Source organism: Nocardia sp. NPDC047038 (assembly GCF_040644075.1).
GTDB classification, from domain to species: domain Bacteria; phylum Actinomycetota; class Actinomycetes; order Mycobacteriales; family Mycobacteriaceae; genus Nocardia; species Nocardia sichangensis.
In genome coordinates this window covers 187,194-212,754 of sequence record NZ_JBEYVQ010000007.1, presented here as the reverse complement: position 1 = coordinate 212,754, position 25,561 = coordinate 187,194, and the positions used below count along the sequence as shown (strand labels likewise).

The following is a 25,561-nucleotide window of genomic DNA, read 5'->3' as shown; positions in this document are numbered from 1 at the left end:
GGTTGATGGATACACGGCTGGTTGACGGCAAATGGTATTCGACGGCGGAGCTGGCGTTGCTGCTCGGTATCGATCCGTCGAGTCTGCGGCGGTGGCGTACCGCGAATCCTCCGTGCGGCCCTGCGTTCGTGCGGGTCTCTCCGCGGGTGGTGAAGTACGCGGCGGAAGATATCGAGGTGTGGTTGCGGGGTCGGCGTACTGATCCATCCCAGGCGGCGGCGTAATGGCTGAACGAGCGAATATCCCTGTCGGCGTGCGGCTGTCGTCCGACATCGAAGAGCGGACGGACTACGGTCGGCGTCCGTTCAAAGCGCGGGTCCGCTGGACTGATCCGGTGACGAAGAAGCGCCCCTCGGTCTCGGAACCGTTCGAGACTCGGGAAGAGGCAGAGGCGTGGATTGCCCGTCTGGAACGGAAGGCAGCCCAGGGGATCGACCCCAAGACGGCGACGATGCGCCTGGCGGACTACGGCGAGGCGAACATGGAGTTGGCGTTGCGGGGTCTGGAGAAGAAGACCACGGACCCGTACATGGCTGGCTGGCGCAAGCGCGTGGTTCCGACGTTGGGGCATCTCCCGGTGGCCATGCTGACCAATGGTGCTGTGGATCGCGCGGTGGTCGGCTGGATCAACGACGGCGCCGGTAAGTCGACGGTGAAGAGCAGTCTCGCCGTGCTGGTGCGGGTGATGGAACAGGCTGTGCGGGACGAGATTCGGGAGACGAACCCGGCGCGGGTGCGTGGTTGGCAGAAGCTCTATCAGCAGATCGAGGACGAACTCGATGATCCGCGGTCGCTGGCGTTGCCCAACTGGTCGGCGCTGGTGACGCTGGCTGATGCCCTGGTGGCTCGTTCGGCGGATCGGTATCAGGGCTGGGGTGATGTGGTGATCTTCGCTGCCTGCACCGCGTCCCGTATCGGCGAGGTCTCTGGCTGCCGCGTCGGTGACATCGACACCGATACCTGGACTTGGCGGGTGCGGCGGCAGACCACACCGGGACCGGGCGGCATGGAGGACAAGGGCACCAAGGGCAACCGGGCGCGGTACGTTCCGCTGATCGAAGAAGTTCGGCAACTGGTAACCCAGCGCATCGCGATTGTCGGCACCGACAACCTTGACGCCCGGCTGTTCCGCGGTCCGCGTGGGGGACGGATCGCGACCGGCGTGCTCCGGGATGCCACTCATTGGGATGAGGTCGTGATCAAGCTCGGGTACGAGCATCTTCGGCGGCACGATCTGCGGCACACCGGACTGACGTGGATGGCCGATGCCGGGGTGAGTTTGCACGTGCTTCAGAAGATCGCTGGACATGCCGACAGTCGGACCACGGAGCGGTATCTCCACCCTGACCGCCGGGAGATCACCGGGGCCGGTGACAAGCTGTCCGAGCACTTGCGGTCCCGTTCTGGTCCCGCTCTGCGGGTGGTCGGCGAATGAAAAAAGCCCCTCCGACGCTGGTCAGAGGGGCTTTCTCTTCTGTCGGGCTGACAGGATTTGAACCTGCGACCACTTGACCCCCAGTCAAGTGCGCTACCAAACTGCGCCACAGCCCGTTGCGTCCGCTGTGCGGGCGCTCGAAGAGATTACCGCACGAGGCTGGAGGGGTGCTAATCGGCTGGTCAGAGGGGGTTGAAGGGTTGGGCTGGCCGGGGTGGATCGCCGGTGGGGGAGGGGTGGGCGGTCAGCGGTAGTCGTCCACGTGGTCTACGGCCCATTGGGCGAAGGTGCGGGCGGGTATGCCGGTGACCGACTCGGAAGTGGGGCCGACCGGGCTCGGTTCCGAGCCGGCCTTCGCCCACATGTCGAGGACGGGGCGGTAGTACACGTCGGCTGCTTCCTCATAGGTCAGTTCGATCAGTTGGACCGGCTCGCCCAAGGCGGCGGCGATGGCGGCGACCTGCTGGTGGTGCGACAGGGATTCGGGGCCGGTGAGCGGGTAGGTCTTGCCCGCGTGGGAGGAGTCGTCGAGCGCCGCGATGGCCGCGTCGGCGATATCGGCCTCGTGGATGGGGGTCAGGTGCAGGTCGGGGAAGGGAACGCGGACGACGCGCTCGTCCTTGATGGTGGGAAACCAGGTGCGGGCGTTGGCGGCGAAGGCGCCCGGCCGCAGGACGGTCAGCGGCAGGCCGGATGCTCGCAGCGGGTTCTCGACCGCGAGATGCCTTGCGCCGATGGGGTTCTGGTCGTTCTCCGCCGCGATGGACGACAGCAGTACGACGTGGGCGACACCAGCGGCCTCGGCGGCGTCGATGAAGTTGCCGATGCCTTCCGCGGCGGCGTAGCAGAAGACCTTCTCCACACCCGCGAGCGCGGCGGTGACCGATTCCGGATCGGTCAGGTCGAGTCCGACGAGTTCGACATCGTCCGGCACGGTGGTCTCGGCGGGGCGAGAGCTGGCCGCGCGCACCGGTTTTCCGGCCGCGCGCAGCTGGTCGACGACGGTCCGGCCGACGATGCCGCGAACGCCGGTGACGAGGTAGGTCATGAAATATCTCCTTCGGAGCGGGAATCGGTGAGATGGGCGAGAATGCGGCGCAACTGTTCGCCGTAGCGCTGCTCGAATTCGGCGGTCCGGGCCTCCACGCCGAACAGTTCGCGAACCTGGACCGGCAGCAGCAGCGGGGCGATGACCATCCCCATCACCGCGAGCTGGAACGCGGCCGGGTCGAGGTCGGCGGCGACCTCGCCGCGCTCTTGCCGGCGCCTGGTCTCGGCGATGTCGGTCTCGGAGATCGGGTGCGTACCGGTCGGCGCGGCATCGGACAATCCCCGCCACATGAGCAAGCGGATGCCGCGGGGGTCGCGCAGACCGTCGCGGAGATAGTTCGTGACCACCTCCGCCAACGGCAGCGCCGGATCGCTGAAGGCGGCCTCACGCTCCAGCCAGTTCTGCTGGAGCGCCCGGTAGAGACCTTCCTTGCCGCCGAAGTAGTAGGTGATCAACTGCTTGTTGACACCGGCCCGCTGGGCGATGTCACCCACCCGGGCACCGGCGTAGCCCTTGGCGGCGAACTCCTCCAAAGCCGCCTCGAGCAGGCAGCTTTTGGTGCGTTCGGCGTCGCGGACGCGGTGAGCGGGATCAGGTGTGCGGTGTGTCGCCACATACCCAGATTAGGCCAGTATTTTACAACTGGCTAATTGTTTTAGACACTCGGTGGATAGTCGAGGTGCGTTGCCTCGCACCGCGACCCGCCCCATCGCTGTCAAACGAACGCCAGGGGCGGAGACGCCGGAAAGGTCACCGGAACGGCCGCCGGTGCGCGGTGGAAGGAGCTCGGCAGCCACTCCAGTTCGTCGGCGGGGACCGACAGCCGGATCTCCGGAAGGGCGTCCAGCAGTTGGTCGAGCGCTTCCTGGACGATGACCATGGCGACCGACTGGGCAGGACAGGTGTGTGGCCCGGCGCCCCAGGCCAGGTGCGACCGGTTGCCCTGGCGCTCGCCTGCCACCGCCGCGGGATCGTTGTTGCACGCCGCCAAACCGATCAACACCGGTTGGTGCTGGGGCAGCCACACATTCCCGACGATCTGCGGCTGGTTCGGGTATCGCACGCAGGAATTCGCAGTGGGAGGATCGGTGAACAGCACCTCGTCGATGGCGTCCCGGGTGGACAGCGCTCCGCCGAGCAGTTCGCCGCCGAATCGTTCATCGGTCACCAGCAACAGCACGGTGACCGCGATGAGGTTCCACGTCGGTTCGGCGCCCGTGGTGTACAACGAGGCCATCTGCTGCACGAGTTCGGTTTCGCTCAACCGAGCCGGATGCTGTACCAGCCAGGACGCCACATCCGCCGCGGGCGCCGCGCGTTTGGCCGAGATCACCTCGAGCATCGCCGCGGCGAGCGTTCGATGGCTCGCCTCCGCCGAGGCCGCGTCGGCGGCGTCCCGCAGGCTCATCATCGCCGTGTAGGCGTTCTGCCGGACCTCCGGCGGGAATCCCAATACCTCTTCCAGCACCCTGACGGTGAGCGGGATCGCGTACTGGCTGAGCAGATCCGCCGAACCGGCCGCGCAGAAACCGTTGATCAGCGACAGCGCGGTGCGTTCCACGGTGTCGCGCAGCGTGTGCAGGTCGATGCGATCGAGGCTGCCGGTGACGGCGTTCCGGTAGCGAGCATGCTCCTCTCCCGCCGTCCGCGACGCGTCCGGCCGCCAGCGCATCGCCCACGGCACCGGACATCCTTCCGGCACGTTCTGTTCCCATTCGCTGGGATCGGCCGAGAAATGCACGGCGTCGGTGAGCACGTCCAATGCCGTGCGGTAATCGATGATCAATGTCGCGGGCACCTCCGGCGCTACTTCGACCGGGACGAGCGGGCCGTGATCGCTGCGCATCCGCCGGTATGCGGCGTGCGGGTCGGCCGCGAACTCGTTCGAATACAGCTTCACCCGCGCGCACCGTGGCGATCGAAGGGCAGCGCAAGAGACGAGGGATCAGTCAAGACAGGCTCCTGGAAAGGAAATGCACGATCGAGAGCGGATTCCGCATGACCTCTCTGGCGTACGCGAATCCGGCCCTGCGCGGAATAGCCGGGTCGGCTACCGAAGCAAAGCGTGTGCGCGAGACCGACGACACGCACTGGGTGCAAATAGTCGCAGGCCTGCCGATCGGATCGTGAATCCTGGCGATCCGTGTACCCGGTGCCACCTCGACACTTCTGAACTCCCCTGCTTACGCCGCCGGCATTCGGTGCCGCGGCCGAACCCGGCCGTCATACCGACCGGTCCGCCAAAAGTGTTCGACCGCAGCGTAATTCGACTAACGAGGGGAGCATACCCAGGTCTGTCGTCCTTCGCAGCGCGAGCAATTCGAGACAGTCATGCCCCGCGAGACATTCGCCTCCGCGACGTTCTTCCCGGGCATGAATATTTGTAAACGCATCTCTAACAAAGCGTGAACTGATCACCCCCGACGTGGTGCGTCAAACCATGGCACTCGTGGGCGACGACTGCGCAGGGGTCTGCACGACAGTCAATTTCGAACGTTTGCGCAGCGTGAATCCCAGCGTCTCGTACAAATGGATCGCCGACGTATTGCCGGCGGAAGCGTGCAGAAACGGTGTCTCACCCCGCGCACGGATGCCCGCGCCGACCGCGCGGACCAGGCGCGTGGCGAAGCCGCGGCCACGGAATCCGCCGTCGGTGCACACGGCGCTGATCTCGGTCCAGCCCGGCGGGTGCATGCGCTCCCCGGCCATCGCCACCAGTCTGCCGTCGACCCGCAGCCCCAGATAGGTGCCCATCTCGATGGTCCGCGGAGCGAATGGGCCGGGTCGGGTGCGAGCGATCAGCTCGAGGATCTCGGGCACGTCCGCCGCGGTGAGCCGTTCCAGTTCCGGATCGTGGGCGACGCGCAGGGCGGTGCCGTCCATCTGCACCGAGTCCATGTGGTTCAGGACCGTCCAGCCGTCGGGCGGCACGTGGCCGTAGCCGCGCAACGCGGTGCTGCCGCCCGGCCCGAGAAGTGTGGCCAGGTCGGCCCAGTCTCGGTCGTCCAGCACCGGCGGGTGGCCGACGAACCTGGCGACCTCCGGGTCGTAGCGGCCGATCCGGCCCACCCAGCCGGCGAACCGGCGGTGTTCGCCACGCAGCGACGCCCGCACCGGGTCGTCGAGCGGGTGTAGCGAGGTATCGACGTCGACAATCGAATCAGTGGTCACCGCGTACTCCTCCACAACAGCGTCCGACGAGAGAACGTTAGCGAGGCGCACGATCACCCGACACGGGTTGCGCTCACCGCGATTCCGATGCATCGACCCGCGTGGAGGCGCGGGCGAGTCATCGCGCGTGTGTCGAAACCATCGATGTCCGCGGCGTATTCGCGCCGGTGCGGAAGTCGGGCGCGAACGCCGCCACTGTCGCCAGGGCCGAGGCCGCGAAGCACAGCAGCACCGCCCAGCCAAGTGACGCCGACGACGCGGTTCCACCGAATGCCAGTAGTACGCCGGTGGTCATGGCGATGCAGAACGTGGCCGACAGCCGCTGCGTCAACTGCAGGAAGGACGCGGCCACCCCGTGCAACGACGAGGGTGAGAACGCCAGTGTCACCGCCCGCAGCGGCGGCTCCACCACGCCGCTGGTGAGACCGCAGGCGACTTGGATCGCGGCCAGCACGAGGAACAGAATCCACCCGTCCAGGAACAGTGTCGTGGCGGCGGTCGCCGCCATGCAGGCGGTTTGGACGACGAGCCCGTAGGCTACGACCACGGACCCGTGCACCGCGAAAAGCCGTTGCCCCCAACGCGCCGCGAAGATCCGGGCCAGCGCGGAGGGAATCAGTGCCAGCGCGACCACCAGTGCGGGGATCTTGTGGACCTGGAGGAAGTACACCGTCTTCACCGTGGTGAACGCGAGCATCGATCCGAACCACAGCAGCGCCACCACATTTCCCGTGACGTAGCCCCGGGAACGCATCAACGGCGGCGCGAACAGCGGCAGGCGGCCGCGGCGGGCGTATGCGCGCTCCCAGAGGGCCAGTCCGATGACGAGAAGGCCGCTCGCGACGACGATGGCGGCGACCGCTGGGGCGGGGAGACCCGGATCGATGACGGGGATCGTGACGATGACGACGAGCAGTCCGAGCGCCGCGATCCCTGGGAGGTCCAGATCGGTCGAGCGGCGCCCACGGACGTCGCGAGGGAGCCCGCGGAGGCCGAGCGCGACCGTCGCGAGCGTGAACGGCACGGGCAGCACCAGTACGGCGCGCCAGCCCAGATCCGGCGGCAGCATCCAGAGTGCCGTTCCGGCGAGGACCGGCCCGGCGATCGCGGCCAGCGCGCCCGCGGTGGTGTACGCAGCGAGAGCGCGCAGGCGGGCGGCTCCGGTGAAGACGTCCTGGATGACGCCGAGCACCTGCGCGCTGATCACCCCCGCGCCGAAGCCCTGCACCAACCGGCCCGCGATCAGCGGCCACGCGCCGGGGGCGAACGCGGAGACGACGGCGCCCACGAGGAACAGCCCGAGTCCGGCGACGAACAGGTTGCGGCGGCCGTACGCGTCGCCGAGCCGCCCGGCGGGGGCGAGCCCGAGGCCGAAGGTCAGCGAGTACGACGCCAGGTACCACTGCACGTCCGAGTTCGCCAGACCGAGCGTCGACCGCACGTCCGGCGCCGTGAAAGCGACCGCCGCGGAGTCGAGCAGCGTCGCGAAGCCCGCCCCCAGGCAGCACCAGAGAGCGGCAGCCCGATCGCGGATGACCGGTGGGCGGGTGACCGAGGATTGCGGTGAGTGCCTCAACTCGGCACCTGTCCCGCACCACCGTGCGGCCTGATCCGGCCGCCGGTGGTCGTCGCATGCATGCCGGAAGTATCGAGCCGCGACGAATCGATCGGAAGCTTTAGGATCGCCCCGATCTCATGGCCGATGCCCGGCAGGCGGGCCGGAGGGGCGCCGAATCACACGCTTTCTTGACCTGCCGGTCGAAAACTATTACGGTTCGGATCATGGGCAGGCCGCGCAACTTCGATCCGGACACGGTGGTGGAGCGGGCCATGGAGGCGTTCTGGACCCATGGGTACGCCAACACCTCGCCCGCGCAGCTGGCCGAGGCCACCGGAGTCGGCAAGGGGAGTCTCTACCACGCTTTCGGTAGCAAACGCGCGTTGTTCGACCAGGCTTTGGATCGCTACGACCGGCTCGGTGCCGAGCTGGCCGCCGAGATCCTGTCCCGCCCGGGTTCCACTCGCGACTGTCTGGCCACGTTCCTGTGCGGTCTGGTGGATTCCGACCTGGCCCAGCCGGTTCGGCGCGGCTGCTTGGCGGTGAACACCGCCATGGAACTGGGCGGACACGACCCGGAGATCACCCGCGCGGTCCGCGCCATGCAGGACCGTGTGATCGGAGCGTTGGAGGCTCGCATCGATCAGGGGCGGCGCGACGGTGACGTGCGCGCCGGGGCCGACCCTCGGGCGGCGGCCGAATTCTTGATGAACACCATCGTCGGCCTGCGAGTGATGGCCAAGACCTACGATGCGCCCACGTTGCATCGCGTCATCGATACCGCTTTGACCAGCCTCTGAATTCCGATGCCCGACCGTCGGCCCGCTTGCTGCCCATATTGTTGACCTGTAGTTCAAGAAAGAAAGGTTCCCTCATGGATCTCGAACTGTCCGGCAAGACCGCCGTCGTCACCGGCGCCAGTCGCGGCATCGGCCTCGCGGTGGCGGAGGCGTTGACCGCCGAAGGTGTCCGGGTGGTCGGCGCCGCGCGCACCATCACCCCCGAGCTCGAAAAGGCCAGTGTCGCGGCCGTTCCCGTCGACCTCTCCACTTCCGATGGGGCGACTCGGTTGATCGATGCCGCCCTCGAAGAACTGGGCGGCGTCGATATCGTGATCAACAACGTCGGCGCGGTGAACGCCGCGCGCCTGGAGTTGGGCGGATTCCTCGAGGTCGATGACGCGCAGTGGCGCGAGCTGTTCGACCTGAATCTGTTCAGCGCGATCTGGGTCACCCGTGCGGCCCTGCCCAGCCTGCTGGAACGGCGCGGCTCGATCGTCACCATCTCATCGATCAACAAGCATCTGCCCGCCGCGGGCCCGGTCGGTTACAGCGAGGCCAAGGCCGCGTTGACCGCGCTCACCAAGCGGCTCAGCGAGGAGTTCGGGCCGCGCGGAGTGCGGGTCAACACCGTCTCTCCCGGCGTGGTCGGCACGCCGCTGTGGCGTGGACCCGATGGCGTCGGCGCCAAGTTCGCCGCCGCGCAGGGGCTTTCGCAGGAGGAACTGCTCGCGGCCGTGCCCGAGCAGTTCGGCATCGCCTCCGGCCGGATCAGCGAGCCGGAGGAGGTCGCCGCTCTCGTCGCCTTCCTCGCGTCACCGAAAGCCGCGAATATCGTCGGTGCGGACTACGTCATCGACGGAGGCACCTTGAAGATCGCCTGACGAGGTCCGCGGCGGGAGTGCTCTCGCGCTCCCGTCGCATGGTCTTCCGCGTCGAATACGTTCGCGCACTTGGTATCACGAGCTTCGCCGGTATCTGTCGCGTCCGGAAGTGTCAGCATGTAGCGTGGCTGGTCGGACGGCGCGGATAGGAGCGGACTGGTGCGTGTCCATCATTTGGATGCCGGGGGAACTCGTCCCTTCGGAGGCCGTTTGTTCGACGGCCGACCGGGGTTTCGGCGTACGGCCGCCGGAGCTTGCCACTGTTTGTTGATCGAGCACTCCGCTGGATTGGTCCTGGTCGACACGGGTTACGGCGAGCAGGCGCTGTCGCGGCCGGATGCCTGGGTGGGGCGTCAACTCATCCGGCAATCGAATCCGGTTCTGGACCAGCCGATCGCACGGCAGGTCGAGGCGCTGGGCTTCTCCCGCGACGATGTCCGCGACGTCATCGTCACGCACCTCGATCTCGATCACGCCGGTGGCCTCGCCGATTTCCCGCAGGCCACCGTGCATGTGCACCGGGCGGAACTCGATGCCGTCGCGGGCCCCTTCGGCAGGCGCGAGAAGTTGCGGTATCGGCCGGTGCAATTCGAACACGGACCCGAGTGGTCGGTCTACGACGAAACCGACAGCGACGCGGAGCGCTGGTTCGGGTTCCAGGCGGTGCGTGAACTGCGGGGGCTGCCGCCGGAAGTCCTCATGGTTCCGCTGGCCGGACACACGCGCGGTCATGTCGGCGTCGCGGTCGACACCGGAAACGGCTGGCTGTTGCACGCCGGTGACGCATACACCTATCACGGGCAGATGCGTGCGAAGCCGTCGATGCCGTTGGGCGCGCGCATCTTCCAGTGGTACGTGGACACTCGGCGACAGTCCCGCATCGAGAATCAGCAGCGGCTGCGGGAACTCGTCCGCGACAACGGCGGCACGGTGACGGTCTTCTCCGCCCACTGTGCGACGGAGTTCGAACGACTTCGCGGTTGACACCCGACGCCCGGAGCGGCACGCGCCTATGATCCGACACCGAGGGATCGGTGCGACGGCCGGCGCCGAAGGCCGGGTTCAGCGCCGGGCGATCGCCCGCGCCACGCTGCGGAAGAGTTTGCGCCGAAGGCTCGTCCGTGCCCTGGCGAGCAGCGGTGGCTCCGGCGCCGGCGCGGTCGCACCGAAGCGGGGGAACAGCGCGATGGCATTGTCGCGCTGAATTTTTCGCCGCGTGCTGTCGTCGCATCCGGGAAAGGTGTCGAGCCCGGCGTTGAAATAGTGCACGGCGGGTTCGGGCGCGAAGGGCCAGTCGCTGCCGTAGAGCACGTGACCGGGTTCGGCGAACGCGAGCAGGGACGGCAGTGCCGCCGCGCTCGCCGACAAGGCGGTATCGAAATAGAACCCGGCGAAGTCGTCCAGGATGTCCAGCGGGCTGCGCCCGGTGTCGTTGAAGATGGCCAGTGCCATGCGGTGTGCGGCGTAGGGGACGAACCCGCCTGCGTGGGCGAGGACGAAGTGGATGTTGGGATAGCGCCGCCGAATGCCGTTGCGCACGAGCAGGTACGCCGCGCGGGTGGTGTCGAGCAGGAAATCCGCGGCGAACGGCGCGACGCTCGGCACGGCGGGCGCGGGCAGGTCCGCGGGGTGGACGAACGCGACGGCCGATCGCCGGTCCAACACCCGGAAGAGGTCGTCCTGCCCGTCCTCGCCCAGGTAGGTCCCCGCCGCGTTGCCGAGCAGCACGACGCCGTCGGCGTGCAGGTCGTCGAGGGCGCGTCGAGCCTCGTCGGCGGCAGCGGTGACGTCGGGCATGGCGAGGGTGGCGAAGAACCCGAACCGGCCGGGTTCGGCCTGCGCCAGCGCGGCGGTGTAGTCGTTGACCGAGCGGGCGAGTGCGGCCGCCTGTGCCGGGTCGGCCAGGAAGGTGGTGCCGGGCGTCGACACCGACAGCACCGCCGAAGCGATCCCGGCCCGCGTCATCGACGCACGCGCCGCCTCGGGACTCCACTCGGGCAGTGCACGCCCGCCCGGGGCGGTCACACCGTGCGCCCGCAGCGCTTCGGCATAGTCCGGCGGGATCAGGTGCTGATGCACGTCGATGCGATTCATGGGGTTCCAGTAGTCCTTTCTCCGGGCGCACCGGGCTCGAAGAGGTCCGGACCCTCACTCTGGCGCACCCCCGGGGCGTTGCGCAAGCAATTCTGATGATTTCATCATTGTTGCTTGACAGACTATTTCTACATAACTGATGATTACATCAGATCAACGATCTGGGAGGTAGTGGTGACAACCGACAGTGCCGCCGAGACCGGGCGGATGATCCGGGTCGGCAATCGAGACATCTTCTACAGCGAAGCAGGCGCGGGCGCCGCCGTGGTGCTCTTGCACGGGGGCGGACCTGGAGCCAGCGGCAGGTCGAACTACTCCCGCAACATCGAGGCGCTGGCCCGGCGTTTCCGGGTGATCGTTCCGGACATGCCCGGCTACGGGCGCTCGACCAAGCGCATCGACCAGTCCGATCCGTTCGGCGACTTGGCCGCGGCGGTCGGTGGGTTGCTCGACGCCCTCGATATCGACTCGGCACACCTGATCGGCAACTCCTACGGGGGAGCGGCCGCGCTGCGGTTGGCCATGGACCGACCCGAGAAGGTGCGGAAGCTGATCCTCATGGGCCCCGGTGGGGTGGGCACCACGCGCGCGTTGCCGACCAAAGGCTTGCAGTCGCTGCTGTCCTATTACGGCGGTGACGGCCCGAGCCGGGCCAAGCTGGCCGAGTTCATCCGCGAGTATCTGGTTCACGATGCCAGCGGCGTCACCGAGGAGATCATCGACGACCGTTATCGGGCCAGTCTCGATCCCGACGTGCTCGCCGATCCGCCCTTGCGGCGTCCCTCGGGACCGTCGGCATTGCGAACGCTGTGGCGCATGGATTTCACCCGCGACGCCCGGTTGCCGGGCGTGCGCAATCCGACGCTGGTGATCTGGGGCGCCGAGGACAAGGTGAACCGGCCCGACGGTGGGCGCATGCTCGCCGAGCGGATGCCCAACTGTGATCTGTACCTGGCGGCGGAGACCGGCCACTGGGTGCAGTGGGAGCGCGCGGAGCTGTTCAACGCGCTGGCCGCCGCGTTCCTGGGAGCGGCGTGATGAGCGAGCGCACGGGCCGGGCAACCGGTGGGTCGGTGTTCGGCGCGGTGCATCTGGGCTATGTCGTCGTGCATTCGCGGCGACTGGCCGACTGGCGCCGGTTCGGCGGGTCGGCCATCGGGATGCACGTCGACGAGCTGGACACCGACGTGTTGCGCTTCCGTCTGGACGACCACGCCTGCCGCTTCCTCATCCGGCACGGCACGGCCGAGGACGTCACCGCGCTGGGCTGGCAGGTGGACGACCACGAGACCTTCGACCGCATCCTTGCCCGGGTCAGCGACCGCGGCGTGCCGATCGAGGAAGGCACCGCCGAGCAGGCGGCCGCGCGCGGCGTGCAGCGCCTGTGGCGCTTCCCCGGCCCCAAGGGCATCGCCACCGAAATCTTCACAACGCCGGTGACCAGTCCGGAACCCTTGCGGATGCTCAGTTCCGGCTGGGTCACCGGGGAGGCGGGGATGGGCCACGTGGCGATCGTGTCCCGTGAACCGGAGTCGATGCGCGGCTACTACGACACGGTGTTCGACGCGCGGTTGACGGACTACATCGACGAAAACATCTCCGGCTTGACGATGAAGATCCGGTTCTTGCGAGTGAACGAGCGTCACCATTCGATCGCGATCGCGAACCTGCGCGGGATGAAGATCGATCCGCTGCGAACTCGGGTGCAGCACATCAATATCCAGTCCGCGAGCCTGGAGGACATGCTGGCCGCGTTCGGCCGGGTCACCGATCTGGGTTTCCGGATGGCGTGGTCGGTCGGCCAGCACACCAACGATCGCGAATTGTCGTTCTATTGCGTGACGCCGTCCGGTTTCGAGCTGGAGGTCGGCTGGAATCCGGTGGTGATCGGCCCGGAACTGGAATCGACCTGGGAACCGAGCACCTATCAGGGCATCAGCATCTGGGGCCACACCACGGTGGGGGAGACGGTGCTGGACAAGTTCGCCCAGTTCCGGCAAGCCCTGCGGACCATCAGGACTCCGGAACCCACTGTCGCCGAACTGACGGGAGGACTGTCGCGATGAGCGACTTCGATGTCGATGTGGTGGTGGTCGGCCTCGGCCCGACCGGTTTGACCCTGGCCAACCTGCTGGGACGGCGAGGGGTGCGAGTGCTGGTGCTGGAACGGGAGCCGGAATACTACGGGATGGCCCGCGCGGTGTACACCGATGACGAAGGCATGCGGGTCTTCCAGACCGCCGGGGCCGCGGACGAATTGGCGGCGGACATGAACGTCGATTCGACCGTGCAGTGGGTGCGCGGGGACGGCTCGGTGCTGGCGCAGTTCCATCAGACCGACCGGCCGCTGGGCTGGCCCGTGGTCAACTTCCTGTACCAGCCGTATCTGGAGAACACGCTCGAACGGGCACTCGACCGCTATCCGCACGTCACGGTGCGGCGCGGTCGCGAGGCGGTCGACTTCGACCAGGATGCCGACGGCGTGCACGTCGAGCACGCCGAATGCCGGGGTACGGGCTACGGCAAGCGCCCGGCGGACACCGATCCGCGCACGGCCGAACGGGTGCGGGCGAAGTTCCTGGTCGGCTGCGACGGCGGCCGGAGCGTGGTGCGCACCAAGCTCGGTATCGAGATGTCCGGCACCAGTTTTCCGGAACGGTGGCTGGTCGTCGATCTGAGAGCCCGTGACGGTGTCGATGCGTTCCGGCATCTGCCGTATTTCAACTTCGTGTGCGACCCGGAACTGCCGATCGTGTCCTGCCCGCAGCCGGACCGGCATCACCGGTTCGAGTTCATGCTGTCGGAATCCCAGACCAAAGCGGAGATGGAGGACCCGGAGACCGTACGCCGCTACATCGCACGCTTCGTCGACCCGGACGAAGTGGAGGTGCTGCGCAAACTCGTATACACCTTCAACGCGGTTGTCGCCGATCGTTGGCGCGACGGGCGGATCCTCGTCGCGGGCGACGCCGCGCACATGACCCCGCAGTTCATCGGTCAAGGCATGAATTCCGGAGTGCGCGATGCGGACAACCTGTCCTGGAAGCTGACCGCGATCATCGAACACGGTGCGGCGCTGGACATCCTGGACAGCTACGAGTCCGAGCGGAGGCCGCACGCGAAGGCGATGATCGATCTGTCGGTGTTGAACAAGCAGATCGTCTCGCTCGACAACAAGCTGCTCGCGGCGGCCAGGGACATCGGGCTCACCACCGCGCTGCGGGTGCCGGGGCTCGGCGGCTGGATCCGCGGCGCGAAAATGAAACCGCGGCCGCGCTTCCGTCGCGGCGCCTATCTCGGTCTGCCCCGGCGCGTGCTGCGTGGTATCGAGGGAACCCTTGCCCCGCAACCGGACATCCGCGACTACAACGGACGTCACCGGCGCTTGGACGAGGCGTTGGGCATCGGATTCGCGGTCCTGGGCTACGGCACCGATCCGCGCCGAGCCTTCGGGCCGGAGCAATTGGCATTCCTGCGTGGTCTCGACGCCGCCTTCGTCACCGTGTATCCGCTCGGTGGACGCCCGCAGGGCAAACCGGGCGACGGCCGCGACGACGTCACCGACATCGAAGACCACACAGGCACTCTGACCCGCTGGTTCGGCAAGGCCGGACTGCGCCCCGGCGGCGTCCTCGTGCTGCGCCCCGACCGATTCGTCTTCGGCGCCGCCGCGGCCGGGCACGGCGCGTCATTGGTCACCGAACTCGCACGGCAACTGGGCATCTTTCCGATGTCGCGAGCGGAACAGCCCGACACCCGCGCGCAGTACGAGCAGGCCTGACAACCTCGCGCGGCATGTTCACAGCTGCGGCCGGGGTGGCAGCGGCCCGGACGCACCGGCATCGCATCGGGCTGCCGGTCCGAGGCCCGCGCGCTGCCTTGCCGCCCGATCCGGCCTCAGGGAGTCGGGCGAGTCGCGATTGGCCGCGAGTTTGCCGAGATGGACCGTTCTAGGACGTGCTCTCGTGGAGCGAGGTAGCGTGAAGATGTGTCGGCCGAGGCCGGCCACGGGAAACAGCGTGGTCGTCTCCGTCGGCAGCGCGTGGTCGGTGCGTTCACATCGTGGTCCGTACCCGGCAGGAAGCCGCCCGGCGGCTTCCGCTGAACAGCAGTGCCGGTTCGTGCGAAAGATCCGCCATCATGAGTGTTCACGCCCCCCTTTACCACGAGGTGCTCTCCCGCGAGGAGTTGCCGGACGAGTTCTTCGGGCTCTTCCTCGACCCGACCCGCACCTACAGCTGTGCTTTCTGGTCCCACCCTGACGACACCCTGGAAAAAGCCCAGACGGCGAAGATCGACCTGGCCTTGGCCAAGTGCGATCTGCAGCCGGGAATGGCCCTGCTGGACGTCGGTTGTGGCTGGGGCTCCACCATGCTGCGCGCCATGGACACCTACGGGGTGAACACGATCGGGCTGACCCGCAGCCGTAACCAGTACCGATACGTGCGGGACATGCTCGTCGACCGGCTGATCCGGGGCCGTCCGTACGGTGGGGTGCGCGTGCAGGGCTGGGAGGACTTCGACCGGCGCGCCGACCGGATCGTCTGCATCGGAGCGCTGGAACACCTGCCGGTGGACCGCTACGGAGAGTTCTTCGATTTCGCCTACCGGATCATGCCCTCCGACGGGGTGCTGCTGTTGCAGACCGTGGTCAGCTACAGCCGCGAACATCTGCGGGCACACGGTACCCAGATCACCAGCGACGACTTCGCGTTCTTGCGATTTCTGCGCGAGACCATCTTCCCCGGCGGTGAGCTTCCGCTGCCGACCGGTCATCATCCCAAAGGGGTCACCGAATACGCCGAGGACGCCGGATTCACCGTCGCCGACATCCAGGCACTGGGACCGCACTACACCACGACACTGGACTGCTGGGCCGACGCCCTCCACGAAAACCGGGACCGGGCTATCGAGCTCGCCGGGCGGGACACCTATAACGCCTATATCCGGTATCTGACCGGTTCCGCCGAGTACTTCCGCCGCGGGCATACCGACGTCATGCAGTTCACCTGTCTCAAACCCGACGCTCGGCGCCCGCCGCACTGAATCCGTACCCTCGCCTGCCGGGCGGCGGCCGCATCAGCGATTCGCCTCCGTGGGGAACAGGTCGTCGTCGCCGGTCGACGGGCTCATGCCGTGCGTGCCGGGGTCCGCGGCCCATCGCACGTCATCGCGCGGGTACCGGATGGGCAGCGGTAGCCTGCGTCTGCGGAGCTTGAGGTTGATGAGCGTCATGTCGCCGTTGTAGTGGGCGAGGACGCGGGGGTCCATGACCGCACGCCACAGCGGGGGGATCGCGGCGAGCACGACCATGGTGGCGTAGCCGGCGGGCAGTTGCGGCGCCACGTCGCAGCTGCGCAGGGTCTGATAGCGGCGGCCGGGGTTGGCGTGGTGGTCGCTGTGGCGCTGGAGGTGGAACAGGAAGATGTTGGTGACCAGGCGGTCGCTGTTCCAGCTGTCGCGCGGCGAGCAGCGAGCGTAACGCCCGTCGGGTCTGCGGGTACGCAGCAGTCCGTAGTGTTCGACGTAGTTGACGGTTTCCAGCAGGCCCGCGCCGATGAGCGCCTGAATGGCGAGGTACGGCGTGATAACGGGGCCGAAGGTCACGATCAGGCCGCCGAACAGCACCGCGCTCATCGCCCAGGCCTGCAACAAATGGTTACCGGGACTGAACCAACGTTTGCCGTTACGGGCCAGGCGCGTGCGTTCCAGCGCCAGTGCCGACCGGAACCCGCCCATCATGGTGCGCGGCAGGAACTGCCACAGCGATTCGCCGAAGCGGGCGCTGGCCGGGTCCTCGGGCGTGGCGACGCGAACGTGGTGGCCGCGGTTGTGCTCGACAAAGAAATGTCCGTACCCGGACTGCGCGAGCGCGATCTTGGCCAGCCACCGTTCGAGATGTTCGGCGCGGTGGCCGAGTTCGTGGGCGGCGTTGATACCGATACCCGAGACGAAGCCGAGAGTGACCGCCAAGCCGAGCTTGTCGGCGAGGCTCAGCTCATGGCTGGCCCACATATAGCCGGCGATGAGCAGGCCGATGAATTGCATCGGCAGGAACAGAAAGGTGCACCACCGGTAATAACGATCGTTGGACAGCGCTTCGTAGTCTTCGTCGCGCGGGTTGCTTCCGTCGTCGCCGATGAACCAGTCCAGCGACGGGATCACCACCAGCACGATGATCGGGCCGATCCACCAGAACAGTTCCAGTCCGGTGTGTGCCACCAACGTGGAAGGCAGCAGTGCGCAACCCGGGGCGATCAAGCCGAGAATCCAGAGGTACCGCTTGGGGTCGCGGGCTCGCGTGTGCTCGAAGATCGTCATAGTCATCTCGCCGATCCGTGAGGACGACACTCAACCGACAGTTCCGACTGCGGACAACACCTGAACCATGCGCGCCAATCCAGGATAACTGGAAGTTCGCCAGGTGGTGGTGAACCGTGGAAACCGCTGCCTGAGCGGGCAATCCTCATCATGCGCACACGGTCCGACGCCCGATCGGTGGGGAGGTTTTCGGGCCCCGTCTCGCGTGTGTCGCCTGTTCGGCTCGGTGTGGCGTGGACGGGATCGGCAACGGTGTGCTTGTTCGCCGCTGTGACGTCGACTGTCTGGAAGCGCTGCGGATTTCGACAGCCGAGGTTCGACAGCCGGCCTTCGGACGGTCGAAGTTGCCGGATCCGACGCGGGTCGATTCGTGCCAGATGTCCGAGTGTCACCGTTGCGCACACCTGAGTGGCTCAGGTCGGCGGGGGTGAGCCAACTCCGACATCCGCACCTTTCCGTCCCGATTTCGACCCAGCTAGCGAAGATCAACAGCAAATTTTCTGCAAATCAATGCACCGGCTCCGGGGCATCGGGAGACCGTGGGGTGCGGCTCCGCCTGCCGCACGGACGCCTGTGCTCCTCCGGGCAGGCAGTCGGCCGCGGCTCGGTCGTGAAAACCGAACCGCGGCCGACCATGGTGCACGAAGTTCGCGGCACTACGAGCAGAACTTCTGTGCGCGGCGCGGCGCGCCGAATCTCCGATTCAGATACTGACGGTATCCGAGTTGGTCGTGCTTTCGCAAATCAGGGCAGCGCTCCGCAGTTGGTCGGCGCGGGCTGGCCCGCGAGCCGTTCGGTCATCCAGTCCTGCGAGGCACCCAGCGACGGGAAGAACGCCAGTACGTGGGTAACCCGCAACCCGGTGATGACGCTGGGTAGCTCGGCATTCGCATTCAGCTGGACGGGTGCGCCACCGCCGCACCATCCGGCGGCCAGTTCGCGCACGGGCACGTACGGCGCGCCCTCGTCGGCCTGGTTCGAGGCGATGAGGACGGGCACTCCCGGGGTCATCGTGCCGACCCGCTGATCGTTGAACGCCGCCTTCAACGCCGGGGACTGATCGATCACCGCGGTCAGTGGTTGCCCGCTGGTGGTCCACTGTGAGGTATTCGGGAACTGCTGGGCCAGTCCCAGCGGCACGGCGCACTTGTCCATCGACTCGCGCATGATCGCCTTACCGGTGTCGTTGAGTTCGGCGTCGAGCACCGGCCGGGTCTCGGGGTAATTGGCGGCGATGCCGTTGAGGATCCACGCGAAGGCGGGTCCGAGCGGTGCTCGTCCGTCGTTGAAGGCGATGAAGTACTCGTCGTCCACCACCGGCCCGCCGACGTAGGCGCCCCGCACGTTCAGATCGGGGGCGTAACCCGGCTGCAGTTCGGCCGCGCCCGCGGAGGCCATGCCGCCCTGGGAGTATCCGTACAGAATGACCGGCGATCCGGGATTCAAGCTGGTGCCCGGCAATTGCAGCGCCGCGCGCGCGGCGTCGAGGACCGCGTAGGCCTGAGATTTGCGGTTGAGGTAGTCGTGCACATCCGGTGTGCCCAGACCGTGGTAGTCGGTCACCATCACCGACATGCCGCGGGCCAGCAGCGTGTAGATCGCCAGTACGTCGTATTCGACGATTACGTCGAACGGGGGCTGGTATTGGATGAATTGCGCCAGCAATTTCGACGGCGCGCACTGATCGCCTTGCCCCTTGGTGCCGACCGCGTAGGAGATCAGCGGCCGTTCGCCCGGACCGGTCCACGGCTGGGACGGTTCCAGATAGGTTCCCGTCACCGCTGTGCGGGCACCGTGGGTATCGCTGCTGGTGTACATGATGCGCGTCGACGTCGCGGGGACCTGCCCTGGGACGCCGGGGACCGAGATCGCCAGCCGCGACCCTTCGGCGCGGATGATGGAGCCCGGTGCGCCCGCCGGTGCCGCAGGCGGGATGTAGAAATCGTCGCCGGCGACGGTTTCGGCGGCAGGTTCCGTCCATGCGTGTGGGGCGGCGACGGCCCCACCCCCGACCACGAGGAGGGTTCCCGTCAAAGCTGTGGCCAATCTGAGTATTCGGCTCCTCACGATGCGATCCTTCCTGCGATTGGGATACCCCTGGCATCTAGAATCGGATACTGAGAGTATCTGTAAGGGGTCGAAATTGTCCGGGAATAGCGATGAGTGTCGGCGGCTCGCGGGGGCGGGGCGTTCCCGGCCGACCCGGGCGCAGAGCCAGGCGCGGACGCGCGCTGTTTTGATCGCAACCGCCGAGCGGCTTTTTCTGGAGGACGGTTTTCAGGCCACGACTCTGGACAAGGTCGCGAAAGCCGCCGGTTTCACCAAAGGGGCGGTGTATTCGAACTTCCGCACCAAAGACGAGTTGTGTCTGGCGGTGCTCGACGAAATTCACGCTGAGCGGGCGGCGGAGGTCGCCGAGATCATCGCCGCGCCGACGGCCGCGCAGCGACTGCTCCGGATGACGGAATGGGCCGAACGGGTGGTCGGCGAGCCCGACTGGACGCATCTCGAACTGGAGTTCAGCGTGCACGCACGGCGCGACGAGCACCTGCGCGCCGAGTTGGCGACCCGGCTCGACAACATCGTGGGCATGGTCGGCGCCGCCTTGCGCGCGACGGACGATCTCGACACCCCGATGCCCCGGGCCGAAGCCGCCGTCGCCGTGCTGGCCCTCGGCGTTGGGCTGGGTCTGTTCCGGTCGATCGATCCCGGCATCCCGGTCGCGGGAATGATCTCCGCGCTGCGCGCGATCGCGGGGTTGTCTCCAGACGACTGATCGGGGCGGCGCGCGTCCGGTCTCTCGGGGTGGCGCCGCACCGGTCTTGCGGTCACGCCGCGCGCCGATAATATAAGTGAAAACTTATCAAGGAGGTTGTCATGGCGTTGCTCACCGATCCCGCCGCCATCGCCGGGCTCGTGACCCGTGAGGTCCGCACCGGATCCCGCGACGGCGTACCCACCCGAATAGCTGTCGCCCGTCGGAACTACCCGACCGATCGAGCGGATCTCTGGGACGCGCTCACCGATGCCGAGCGGATTCCGCGCTGGTTCCTGCCGATCAGCGGTGATCTGCGGGTCGGCGGGCGCTATCAGCTCGAAGGCAACGCCAACGGCGTCGTCGAACAGTGCGACGCGCCGGAGCGGTTCGCCGTGACCTGGGAGATGGGACCGCAGATCTCCTGGCTCACCGTCGTTCTCACGCCGACCGCGGACGGCACCGAATTGGAGTTGCTGCACGAGGCGCCGGTCGCCCCCGAGTTCTGGGCGCAATACGGGCCCGGCGCGGTGGGCGTCGGCTGGGATCTCGCCCTCATGGGTCTCGGGCTGCACTTGTCGAGCGGAGATCCGGTGGACCCGGCCGAGGGGCTGGCCTTCCCGACCACACCCGAGGGCCTGACGTTCGTCCGGACGGCGGCTCTCGGCTGGGCGGAGGCGGCCGTAAGTGACGGTGACGATCCAGACGCCGCGAACTCGGCGGCGCGGCGGACGATCGATTTCTATACGGTCGTCCCGGAGGACGGCGCCGAGTCCTGATGGATCGATCGCCGGCGAAGATCTTCGAGGCGCTCGGCGACCCCGTCCGCCGGTTTCTTCTCGAAATGGTGGCGGCCGAAGAGCAGCCCGCGGGCGCGCTGGTCGCCGCCGTGCAGCAGCGCACGCGGATCTCCCAGCCCGGCGTCTCCCAGCACCTCAAGGTGCTCCGCGACGCCGGGCTGGTACACGTCCGCGCCGAGGGCACACGACGGCTGTACGCCCTCGACCCCGCCGGTATCGAGGCCGCGCGGGCTTGGCTGACCGGGCTGGCGGACCCGATGCGCCATTTCGCTCAACCGCTCGACGCGCTCGCGACGGAGATCGCCCGTGGAAAACGCACGCGCCGCGGGGCCGGTCGAACCGGCGGCGAGGATTCCGGCAGGCGAGCTCGCCACGCATGAGTGGCGGGCGCACCGGGCGTCGCCGCGGTCAGCAGCGGCCGAACACCACGGCCGCGTTGTGGCCGCCGAATCCGTACGAGTTGTTCAGCGCGTACTCGATGTTCTGGGTGCGCGCGCTGCCGTGCACGATGTCGAGATCGATCTCGGGATCCTGGTTGTCGAGGTTCAAGGTGGGCGGCACGACACCGTCGCGCACGCTGAGCACGGTCAAGGCGGCTTCGACCGCGCCCACCGCGCCTACGGAGTGCCCCAGCGCGGATTTGGGGGCGTAGACCGAGGGGTGGTCGCCCACGGCCGCCCGGATCCCCTTGGCCTCCGCCAGGTCGCCGAACGAGGTGGACGTCGCATGGGCGTTGACGTGGTCGATGTCTTTGCCGCTCAGGCCTGCCGTTTCCAGCGCGCGGCGCATCGCGCGAATGTTTCCGGCGCCCTCCGGATGCGGGAGCACCATGTGGTAGCCGTCCGCGGTCAGGCCCGCCCCCATCAGGCGAGCCAGGGGCTTCGCGCCTCGCGCCCGCGCGTGATCTTCGGACTCCAGCACGAACAGCGCGGCGGCTTCGCCGAAGACGAAACCGTCGCGGTCACGGTCGAACGGGCGCGACGCGCGCTCGGGCTCGTCGATCCGGGTGCTCAATGCCCGCATCATCGCGAATCCGGCCACCGCCAGCGGGTTGATGCGGCCTTCCACACCGCCCGCCACGATCATGTCGGCTTCCCCCAGGATGATCGAGCGCCACGCGTGGACCAGCGCCTCGCATCCCGAAGCGCACGCCGAGACGGGTGTGATCACGCTGGCTCGCGCACCGAGCTCCAGCCCGACCACCGCGGCGGCGCCGTTCGGCATGGCCATGGGCACCGCGAAAGGGGACACCTTGCGGTAGCCCGATTCCCGCATCAGGTCGTTGGACTCGATGATCGTGTCGGCGCCACCGAGACCGGTGCCGATGCAGACGCCGAGTCGATCGGGATCGACCTCCGGGCGGCCCGCGGTGTCCCAGATCCGTTTGCCCATGACATAGGCGACCTGCTGGACGTAGGACATGCGGCGCTTTTGGACGCGGCTGAGCTCTTCGGTCGGATCGAGCTTGAACTGGCCGCCGATGTCGACGGGCACCTGGAAACGCTCGAAATCGGGGTCCTGCACCTTGGCGATTCCGGTCTCTCCGGCGAGCAGTCCCTTCCATGTCGCATCGGTGCCGGTGCCGACGGCGGTCGACATCTCGACAGCGGTCACGACGACGCTCCGGAACCCTCCGTTGCTGGTCGAGAAGTCCGTCAAATCGGACATCAAACCCCTTCTTTCGGCTTGTCGGCTCGCATACTCGAGCGAGGCTATGTGCGCGCCGGAAGACCGGGGTAGTAGCCCGAGTGCCGTTCACCGCTACGATCGGGCCATGCAACCGGATGGGGGAGAGCGTCGGGTCACGGTGGTCATTCCCGATGAAGTAGTGCTTCTGGACGCCGCGATCCCGATCGACGTGTTCGGATCCGACCCGAACTACCGGCTCGAGGTGTGCGCGGTCTCGCGGACGGCGGCGACCTCGGTTCCGGGGCTGTCGTGTGTGACGGTGGCCGGGCTGGAGGCGCTGCGTGACGCGGAGACGGTGGTGGTGCCCGGGTACGCGTCCTTCGCGACGCCGCCGCCGGAACCGGTGCTGCGAGCGCTTCGCGCGGCCCACGGCCGCGGCGCGCGAATGCTGTCGATCTGTACCGGGGCTTTCGCGCTGGCCGCCGCGGGGTTGCTGTCGCACCGGCCCGCCACGACGCATTGGCGGGCCGCTCCGTTGCTCCAGAGCGAATACCCCGACGTCGAGGTGCACGCGGATCGGCTGTTCGTGGACGACGGCGATGTGCTGACCTCCGCCGGAGTGACCAGCGGTATCGATCTCTGCCTGCACGTGGTGCGCAAAGACATCGGCGCGGCGGCCGCCAACGAACGGGCTCGCGATCTGGTGGCGCCCCCGGTGCGCGAGGGCGGCCAGGCCCAGTACACCCGGCAGTTCGCCAAGCAGACCTCCTCCGGCGCGCTCGCCGAGACACGGGCGTGGATTCTGGCGAACCTCGACCGCAGGCACTCGCTCGAGGATCTCGCCAAGCGTTCGAATCTCTCACGCCGCAGCTTCATACGGCGATTCCGGCAAGAGACCGGAACCTCCACGCACGTTTGGATCACCAGCGCGCGCCTGAACCAGGCGCGGGAACTGCTCGAGACGACCGAACTCCCGATCGACCAGATCGGCTACCGCGTCGGCCTCGGGAACCCGGCGAACACCAGGGCTCTGTTCAAGCGCCATCTCGGTGTCAGCCCGGGGCAGTATCGGCACATGTTCACGATCGGCAACGGAAGGCAGCAGGGAAGCTAGCCGGGCAGCCGTTCCGCGGGATAGCCGTGCAGCCGCCGGTCGGTGTCGCCGACGACGACCGGGTGGCCGACCAGGTCGAACATCGCGATATCGGAGTGGTGATCGCCGAACGCCGTGCAGGACGACAGGTCCACGGCCGTTCGCTCGGCGTAACGCAGCAGCGCCGCGGACTTGTCGGCGCCGACCATCGTCGCGGGCACCGCACCGGTGTATCTGCCGCCCGTGGTCTCCAGCGTCGTGCACAAGACCGACGTGGCGCCGACGGCTTCGGCGATCGGGTGGAGTGCGGGGACGAACGAGCCGGACACCAGGACGATGCGAGTCCCGGCGCGGCGCAACTCGTCCAACCGGTGCCGCACCGCGACATTGAAGAACGCCGAATCCGCGGCACGGGACGCGAACCAGTCACGGCCGGTGCGCGACACCTCGGCGACTTCGCGGCCGGCCCAGTGCCGATAGAACCACCGATGGGATTCGCCGCGGCTCATCCCCGCCGCGCGCAGCGCGCGGAACTCCTCGAGCACGGCGTCGGCTTCCTCGCCTTGAGCACGGCGTCGCGCGTCGAAGACGAACAAGGACAGGAAGGTGACATCACGGACCAACGTTTCGTCGACGTCGACGAAAGCCGCTGGGACGTGGCGGTTGTCGACCGCAGGCGCACCGGCGGGATCGGGAGCCGCGTGCGGTTGGTTCACGAGGCCGCGGCCTCCGTCTGAACAGCGGATTCCGCGCGTCGCTCGGTTTTCCCCGTGCCCTGGGGTGCGCCGTCGTCGCGCAGGGTGTGCGGGACACCGAAGAGTTTCAGCAACGGCGCCGTCATCGCCGTGGTGATCAACGCCATCATGACCAGCAGCGAGTACAGCCGCTGGTCGATGACGCCGATCGTGAGCCCGACATTCAGGATCACCAGTTCCGTCAACCCCCGGGTGTTCATGAGCGCGGCCAGCGCGGCGGATTCCGTCCGGCCGGTCCGGCCGAACCGAGCCGCCGAGTAGGTACCGCCGAGTTTCCCCGCGAGCGCGGCGAACATGATCGCCGCGAACTCGGCGATACTGGTGCGATCCAGTCCGCCCAGGTCGACCTGGAGGCCGGCTACCACGAAGAACGCGGGCAGGAAGATGCTGCTCAGCAGTTGCGCGCCGCTGTCGACGGCCGCGCGCAGCCGCCGGGGGAAGACGACCCCGAACAGGAACGCCCCGAAGATCAGGTGCAACCCGATCCATTCGGTGGTCGCTCCCAGCAGAAGGGCGCCGGAGACGCCGACGAAAACCATGTTGGACGGGTTCTTCTCGGATCCGGCGCCCGCGATGCGGTCCAGGGCTGGGCGCACCGCCCACCACAACACCACGACCAGCGGAACGAACAACAGCAACCGCCAGTGGTGACCGAGGCCGGGCCGGGCGATGCCGATGACCACCGCCAGGACGCACCAGGCGAGGACGTCGTCCAACGCCGCGCAGGTCATTGCCGTCTGGCCCAGCCGGGTGCCGAGCAGCTTGCGGTCGTGCAGGATGCGGGCCAGCACCGGAAACGCCGTGACGGCCAGGGCACAGCCGATGAAGAGCGCGAAGTTCAGCCGGTTGCCGCCGTCGTGCCGGGCCAGCGCCCACACCGCGACGGCGGAACCGAGCGCGAACGGTGTGAGGTAGGCCGACAGCGCGACCGCGGTGACCGATCGTCGCCGTCCCGCGACGGACCGCAGATCCATCTCGAGGCCCGCCGAGAACATGAAGATCATCACGCCGACGTTCGCGAATGCCGTGAGATACGAGCGAATATCGTGCGGGAAGACGGTCTCGGACAAGTGCGCCCCGAGCAACGTCGGGCCCGCGAGTACGCCTGCCACGATCTCGCCGATCACCGGAGGCTGGCCCAATCGCTCGGCCAGCCAACCCAGCACACGCGCCGCGGCCACGATCAGTACGAGATCCAACAACAAGAAGATCATTTGGTCGCTCGGCAACGCCTCG

The 25,561-nt window shown here is 67.6% G+C and carries 25 protein-coding genes and 1 tRNA gene; 14 read left to right on the top strand and 12 right to left on the bottom strand.

Annotated elements, in window-relative coordinates; all coding sequences use genetic code 11:
- Positions 1–5 precede the first annotated feature (5 nt).
- Both ABZ824_RS24055 and ABZ824_RS24050 read left to right on the top strand, forming a co-directional pair.
- Positions 6–224, top strand: coding sequence for a helix-turn-helix domain-containing protein (locus ABZ824_RS24055; protein ID WP_067809589.1), 219 nt, complete (start codon positions 6–8; stop codon positions 222–224).
- Positions 224–1,435, top strand: coding sequence for a site-specific integrase (locus ABZ824_RS24050; protein ID WP_356965435.1), 1,212 nt, complete (start codon positions 224–226; stop codon positions 1,433–1,435). Before ABZ824_RS24055 ends, ABZ824_RS24050 begins: the two co-directional genes overlap by 1 nt.
- 42 nt (positions 1,436–1,477) lie before the next feature.
- On the opposite strand, the gene ABZ824_RS24045 is transcribed toward ABZ824_RS24050, so the two are convergent.
- From ABZ824_RS24045 to ABZ824_RS24030, 4 genes are all read right to left on the bottom strand, one after another.
- Positions 1,478–1,551 (bottom strand) — tRNA-Pro (locus ABZ824_RS24045).
- 128 nt (positions 1,552–1,679) lie between these two features.
- Positions 1,680–2,483: an NAD(P)H-binding protein gene (locus ABZ824_RS24040; protein WP_356965434.1), complete on the bottom strand. Its 804-nt coding sequence runs from the start codon at positions 2,481–2,483 to the stop codon at positions 1,680–1,682.
- A complete protein-coding gene (locus ABZ824_RS24035; protein ID WP_356965433.1) occupies positions 2,480–3,100 on the bottom strand; it encodes a TetR family transcriptional regulator in 621 nt (206 codons plus the stop codon). Before ABZ824_RS24035 ends, ABZ824_RS24040 begins: the two co-directional genes overlap by 4 nt.
- Positions 3,101–3,201: 101 nt before the next feature.
- Positions 3,202–4,386, bottom strand: coding sequence for a cytochrome P450 (locus ABZ824_RS24030; RefSeq protein ID WP_356965432.1), 1,185 nt, complete (start codon positions 4,384–4,386; stop codon positions 3,202–3,204).
- A gap of 98 nt (positions 4,387–4,484) precedes the next feature.
- Between ABZ824_RS24030 and ABZ824_RS24025 the strand changes: the two genes are divergently transcribed.
- Positions 4,485–4,616 (top strand): hypothetical protein, encoded by a 132-nt coding sequence (locus ABZ824_RS24025; protein ID WP_356965431.1) that lies wholly within the window; start codon positions 4,485–4,487, stop codon positions 4,614–4,616.
- Positions 4,617–4,919: 303 nt separating this feature from the next.
- On the opposite strand, the gene ABZ824_RS24020 is transcribed toward ABZ824_RS24025, so the two are convergent.
- On the bottom strand, positions 4,920–5,657 hold the full coding sequence (locus ABZ824_RS24020) for a GNAT family N-acetyltransferase (RefSeq protein ID WP_356965430.1): 738 nt from the start codon (positions 5,655–5,657) through the stop codon (positions 4,920–4,922).
- A 118-nt stretch (positions 5,658–5,775) separates the two neighbouring features.
- Entirely contained in the window at positions 5,776–7,233 is a 1,458-nt protein-coding gene (locus ABZ824_RS24015) for an MFS transporter (RefSeq protein ID WP_356965429.1), read from the bottom strand.
- A 206-nt stretch (positions 7,234–7,439) separates the two neighbouring features.
- Between ABZ824_RS24015 and ABZ824_RS24010 the strand changes: the two genes are divergently transcribed.
- From ABZ824_RS24010 to ABZ824_RS24000, 3 genes are all read left to right on the top strand, one after another.
- Positions 7,440–8,015, top strand: coding sequence for a TetR/AcrR family transcriptional regulator (locus ABZ824_RS24010; protein ID WP_355076651.1), 576 nt, complete (start codon positions 7,440–7,442; stop codon positions 8,013–8,015).
- Between the two features lie 74 nt (positions 8,016–8,089).
- On the top strand, positions 8,090–8,878 hold the full coding sequence (locus ABZ824_RS24005; RefSeq protein ID WP_356965428.1) for an oxidoreductase: 789 nt from the start codon (positions 8,090–8,092) through the stop codon (positions 8,876–8,878).
- Between the two features lie 159 nt (positions 8,879–9,037).
- Positions 9,038–9,862, top strand: coding sequence for an MBL fold metallo-hydrolase (locus ABZ824_RS24000; protein WP_356965427.1), 825 nt, complete (start codon positions 9,038–9,040; stop codon positions 9,860–9,862).
- A 78-nt stretch (positions 9,863–9,940) separates the two neighbouring features.
- Here the strand turns inward: ABZ824_RS24000 and ABZ824_RS23995 are convergent, their stop codons facing one another.
- A complete protein-coding gene (locus ABZ824_RS23995) occupies positions 9,941–10,972 on the bottom strand; it encodes an amidohydrolase family protein (RefSeq protein ID WP_356965426.1) in 1,032 nt (343 codons plus the stop codon).
- Between the two features lie 207 nt (positions 10,973–11,179).
- Here ABZ824_RS23995 and ABZ824_RS23990 point away from each other — a divergent pair, with 207 nt between their 5' ends.
- From ABZ824_RS23990 to ABZ824_RS23975, 4 genes are all read left to right on the top strand, one after another.
- Positions 11,180–12,010: an alpha/beta fold hydrolase gene (locus tag ABZ824_RS23990; protein WP_356965585.1), complete on the top strand. Its 831-nt coding sequence runs from the start codon at positions 11,180–11,182 to the stop codon at positions 12,008–12,010.
- Positions 12,010–13,038, top strand: a complete 1,029-nt coding sequence (locus ABZ824_RS23985; RefSeq protein ID WP_356965425.1) for a VOC family protein — start codon at positions 12,010–12,012, stop codon at positions 13,036–13,038. The genes ABZ824_RS23990 and ABZ824_RS23985 overlap by 1 nt, the downstream gene beginning before the upstream one ends.
- A complete protein-coding gene (locus ABZ824_RS23980; RefSeq protein WP_356965424.1) occupies positions 13,035–14,753 on the top strand; it encodes a bifunctional 3-(3-hydroxy-phenyl)propionate/3-hydroxycinnamic acid hydroxylase in 1,719 nt (572 codons plus the stop codon). The genes ABZ824_RS23985 and ABZ824_RS23980 overlap by 4 nt, the downstream gene beginning before the upstream one ends.
- 359 nt (positions 14,754–15,112) lie before the next feature.
- Entirely contained in the window at positions 15,113–16,018 is a 906-nt protein-coding gene (locus ABZ824_RS23975; protein WP_356965423.1) for a class I SAM-dependent methyltransferase, read from the top strand.
- 33 nt (positions 16,019–16,051) lie between these two features.
- Here ABZ824_RS23975 and ABZ824_RS23970 read toward each other — a convergent pair whose 3' ends face one another.
- Together ABZ824_RS23970 and ABZ824_RS23965 are read right to left on the bottom strand one after the other, a co-directional pair.
- On the bottom strand, positions 16,052–17,299 hold the full coding sequence (locus ABZ824_RS23970) for an alkane 1-monooxygenase (RefSeq protein WP_356965422.1): 1,248 nt from the start codon (positions 17,297–17,299) through the stop codon (positions 16,052–16,054).
- 738 nt (positions 17,300–18,037) lie between these two features.
- On the bottom strand, positions 18,038–19,360 hold the full coding sequence (locus ABZ824_RS23965; protein WP_356965421.1) for a lipase family protein: 1,323 nt from the start codon (positions 19,358–19,360) through the stop codon (positions 18,038–18,040).
- A gap of 169 nt (positions 19,361–19,529) precedes the next feature.
- On the opposite strand from ABZ824_RS23965, the gene ABZ824_RS23960 reads away from it, so the two are divergent.
- The 3 genes from ABZ824_RS23960 (at position 19,530) to ABZ824_RS23950 (ending at position 21,228) form a co-directional block, all read left to right on the top strand.
- Positions 19,530–20,069 (top strand): helix-turn-helix domain-containing protein, encoded by a 540-nt coding sequence (locus tag ABZ824_RS23960; RefSeq protein ID WP_355076632.1) that lies wholly within the window; start codon positions 19,530–19,532, stop codon positions 20,067–20,069.
- Between the two features lie 101 nt (positions 20,070–20,170).
- A complete protein-coding gene (locus ABZ824_RS23955; RefSeq protein WP_356965420.1) occupies positions 20,171–20,827 on the top strand; it encodes an SRPBCC family protein in 657 nt (218 codons plus the stop codon).
- Positions 20,827–21,228 (top strand): metalloregulator ArsR/SmtB family transcription factor, encoded by a 402-nt coding sequence (locus tag ABZ824_RS23950; protein WP_356965419.1) that lies wholly within the window; start codon positions 20,827–20,829, stop codon positions 21,226–21,228. The genes ABZ824_RS23955 and ABZ824_RS23950 overlap by 1 nt, the downstream gene beginning before the upstream one ends.
- 28 nt (positions 21,229–21,256) lie before the next feature.
- Here the strand turns inward: ABZ824_RS23950 and ABZ824_RS23945 are convergent, their stop codons facing one another.
- On the bottom strand, positions 21,257–22,516 hold the full coding sequence (locus ABZ824_RS23945; RefSeq protein ID WP_356965418.1) for a KasA/KasB family beta-ketoacyl-ACP synthase: 1,260 nt from the start codon (positions 22,514–22,516) through the stop codon (positions 21,257–21,259).
- Positions 22,517–22,622: 106 nt separating this feature from the next.
- Here ABZ824_RS23945 and ABZ824_RS23940 point away from each other — a divergent pair, with 106 nt between their 5' ends.
- Positions 22,623–23,591, top strand: a complete 969-nt coding sequence (locus ABZ824_RS23940) for a helix-turn-helix domain-containing protein (RefSeq protein ID WP_355076625.1) — start codon at positions 22,623–22,625, stop codon at positions 23,589–23,591.
- Here the strand turns inward: ABZ824_RS23940 and ABZ824_RS23935 are convergent.
- Together ABZ824_RS23935 and ABZ824_RS23930 are read right to left on the bottom strand one after the other, a co-directional pair.
- Complete coding sequence (locus tag ABZ824_RS23935; protein ID WP_356965417.1) at positions 23,588–24,286, bottom strand: HAD-IB family hydrolase; 699 nt, start codon at positions 24,284–24,286, stop codon at positions 23,588–23,590. The two genes, ABZ824_RS23940 and ABZ824_RS23935, sit on opposite strands and share 4 nt — an antisense overlap.
- Entirely contained in the window at positions 24,283–25,539 is a 1,257-nt protein-coding gene (locus ABZ824_RS23930; protein ID WP_356965416.1) for a cation:proton antiporter, read from the bottom strand. The genes ABZ824_RS23935 and ABZ824_RS23930 overlap by 4 nt, the downstream gene beginning before the upstream one ends.
- Positions 25,540–25,561 lie beyond the last annotated feature (22 nt).

Coding starts and splice junctions, on each gene's coding strand:
- ABZ824_RS24055 (WP_067809589.1), top strand. CDS start 6: ATGGATACACGGCTGGTTGACGGCAAATGGTATTCGACGGCGGAGCTG.
- ABZ824_RS24050 (WP_356965435.1), top strand. CDS start 224: ATGGCTGAACGAGCGAATATCCCTGTCGGCGTGCGGCTGTCGTCCGAC.
- ABZ824_RS24040 (WP_356965434.1), bottom strand. CDS start 2,483: ATGACCTACCTCGTCACCGGCGTTCGCGGCATCGTCGGCCGGACCGTC.
- ABZ824_RS24025 (WP_356965431.1), top strand. CDS start 4,485: ATGACCTCTCTGGCGTACGCGAATCCGGCCCTGCGCGGAATAGCCGGG.
- ABZ824_RS24010 (WP_355076651.1), top strand. CDS start 7,440: ATGGGCAGGCCGCGCAACTTCGATCCGGACACGGTGGTGGAGCGGGCC.
- ABZ824_RS24005 (WP_356965428.1), top strand. CDS start 8,090: ATGGATCTCGAACTGTCCGGCAAGACCGCCGTCGTCACCGGCGCCAGT.
- ABZ824_RS23995 (WP_356965426.1), bottom strand. CDS start 10,972: ATGAATCGCATCGACGTGCATCAGCACCTGATCCCGCCGGACTATGCC.
- ABZ824_RS23990 (WP_356965585.1), top strand. CDS start 11,180: ATGATCCGGGTCGGCAATCGAGACATCTTCTACAGCGAAGCAGGCGCG.
- ABZ824_RS23985 (WP_356965425.1), top strand. CDS start 12,010: ATGAGCGAGCGCACGGGCCGGGCAACCGGTGGGTCGGTGTTCGGCGCG.
- ABZ824_RS23980 (WP_356965424.1), top strand. CDS start 13,035: ATGAGCGACTTCGATGTCGATGTGGTGGTGGTCGGCCTCGGCCCGACC.
- ABZ824_RS23975 (WP_356965423.1), top strand. CDS start 15,113: ATGAGTGTTCACGCCCCCCTTTACCACGAGGTGCTCTCCCGCGAGGAG.
- ABZ824_RS23970 (WP_356965422.1), bottom strand. CDS start 17,299: ATGACTATGACGATCTTCGAGCACACGCGAGCCCGCGACCCCAAGCGG.
- ABZ824_RS23955 (WP_356965420.1), top strand. CDS start 20,171: ATGGCGTTGCTCACCGATCCCGCCGCCATCGCCGGGCTCGTGACCCGT.
- ABZ824_RS23950 (WP_356965419.1), top strand. CDS start 20,827: ATGGATCGATCGCCGGCGAAGATCTTCGAGGCGCTCGGCGACCCCGTC.
- ABZ824_RS23945 (WP_356965418.1), bottom strand. CDS start 22,516: ATGTCCGATTTGACGGACTTCTCGACCAGCAACGGAGGGTTCCGGAGC.
- ABZ824_RS23940 (WP_355076625.1), top strand. CDS start 22,623: ATGCAACCGGATGGGGGAGAGCGTCGGGTCACGGTGGTCATTCCCGAT.
- ABZ824_RS23930 (WP_356965416.1), bottom strand. CDS start 25,539: ATGATCTTCTTGTTGTTGGATCTCGTACTGATCGTGGCCGCGGCGCGT.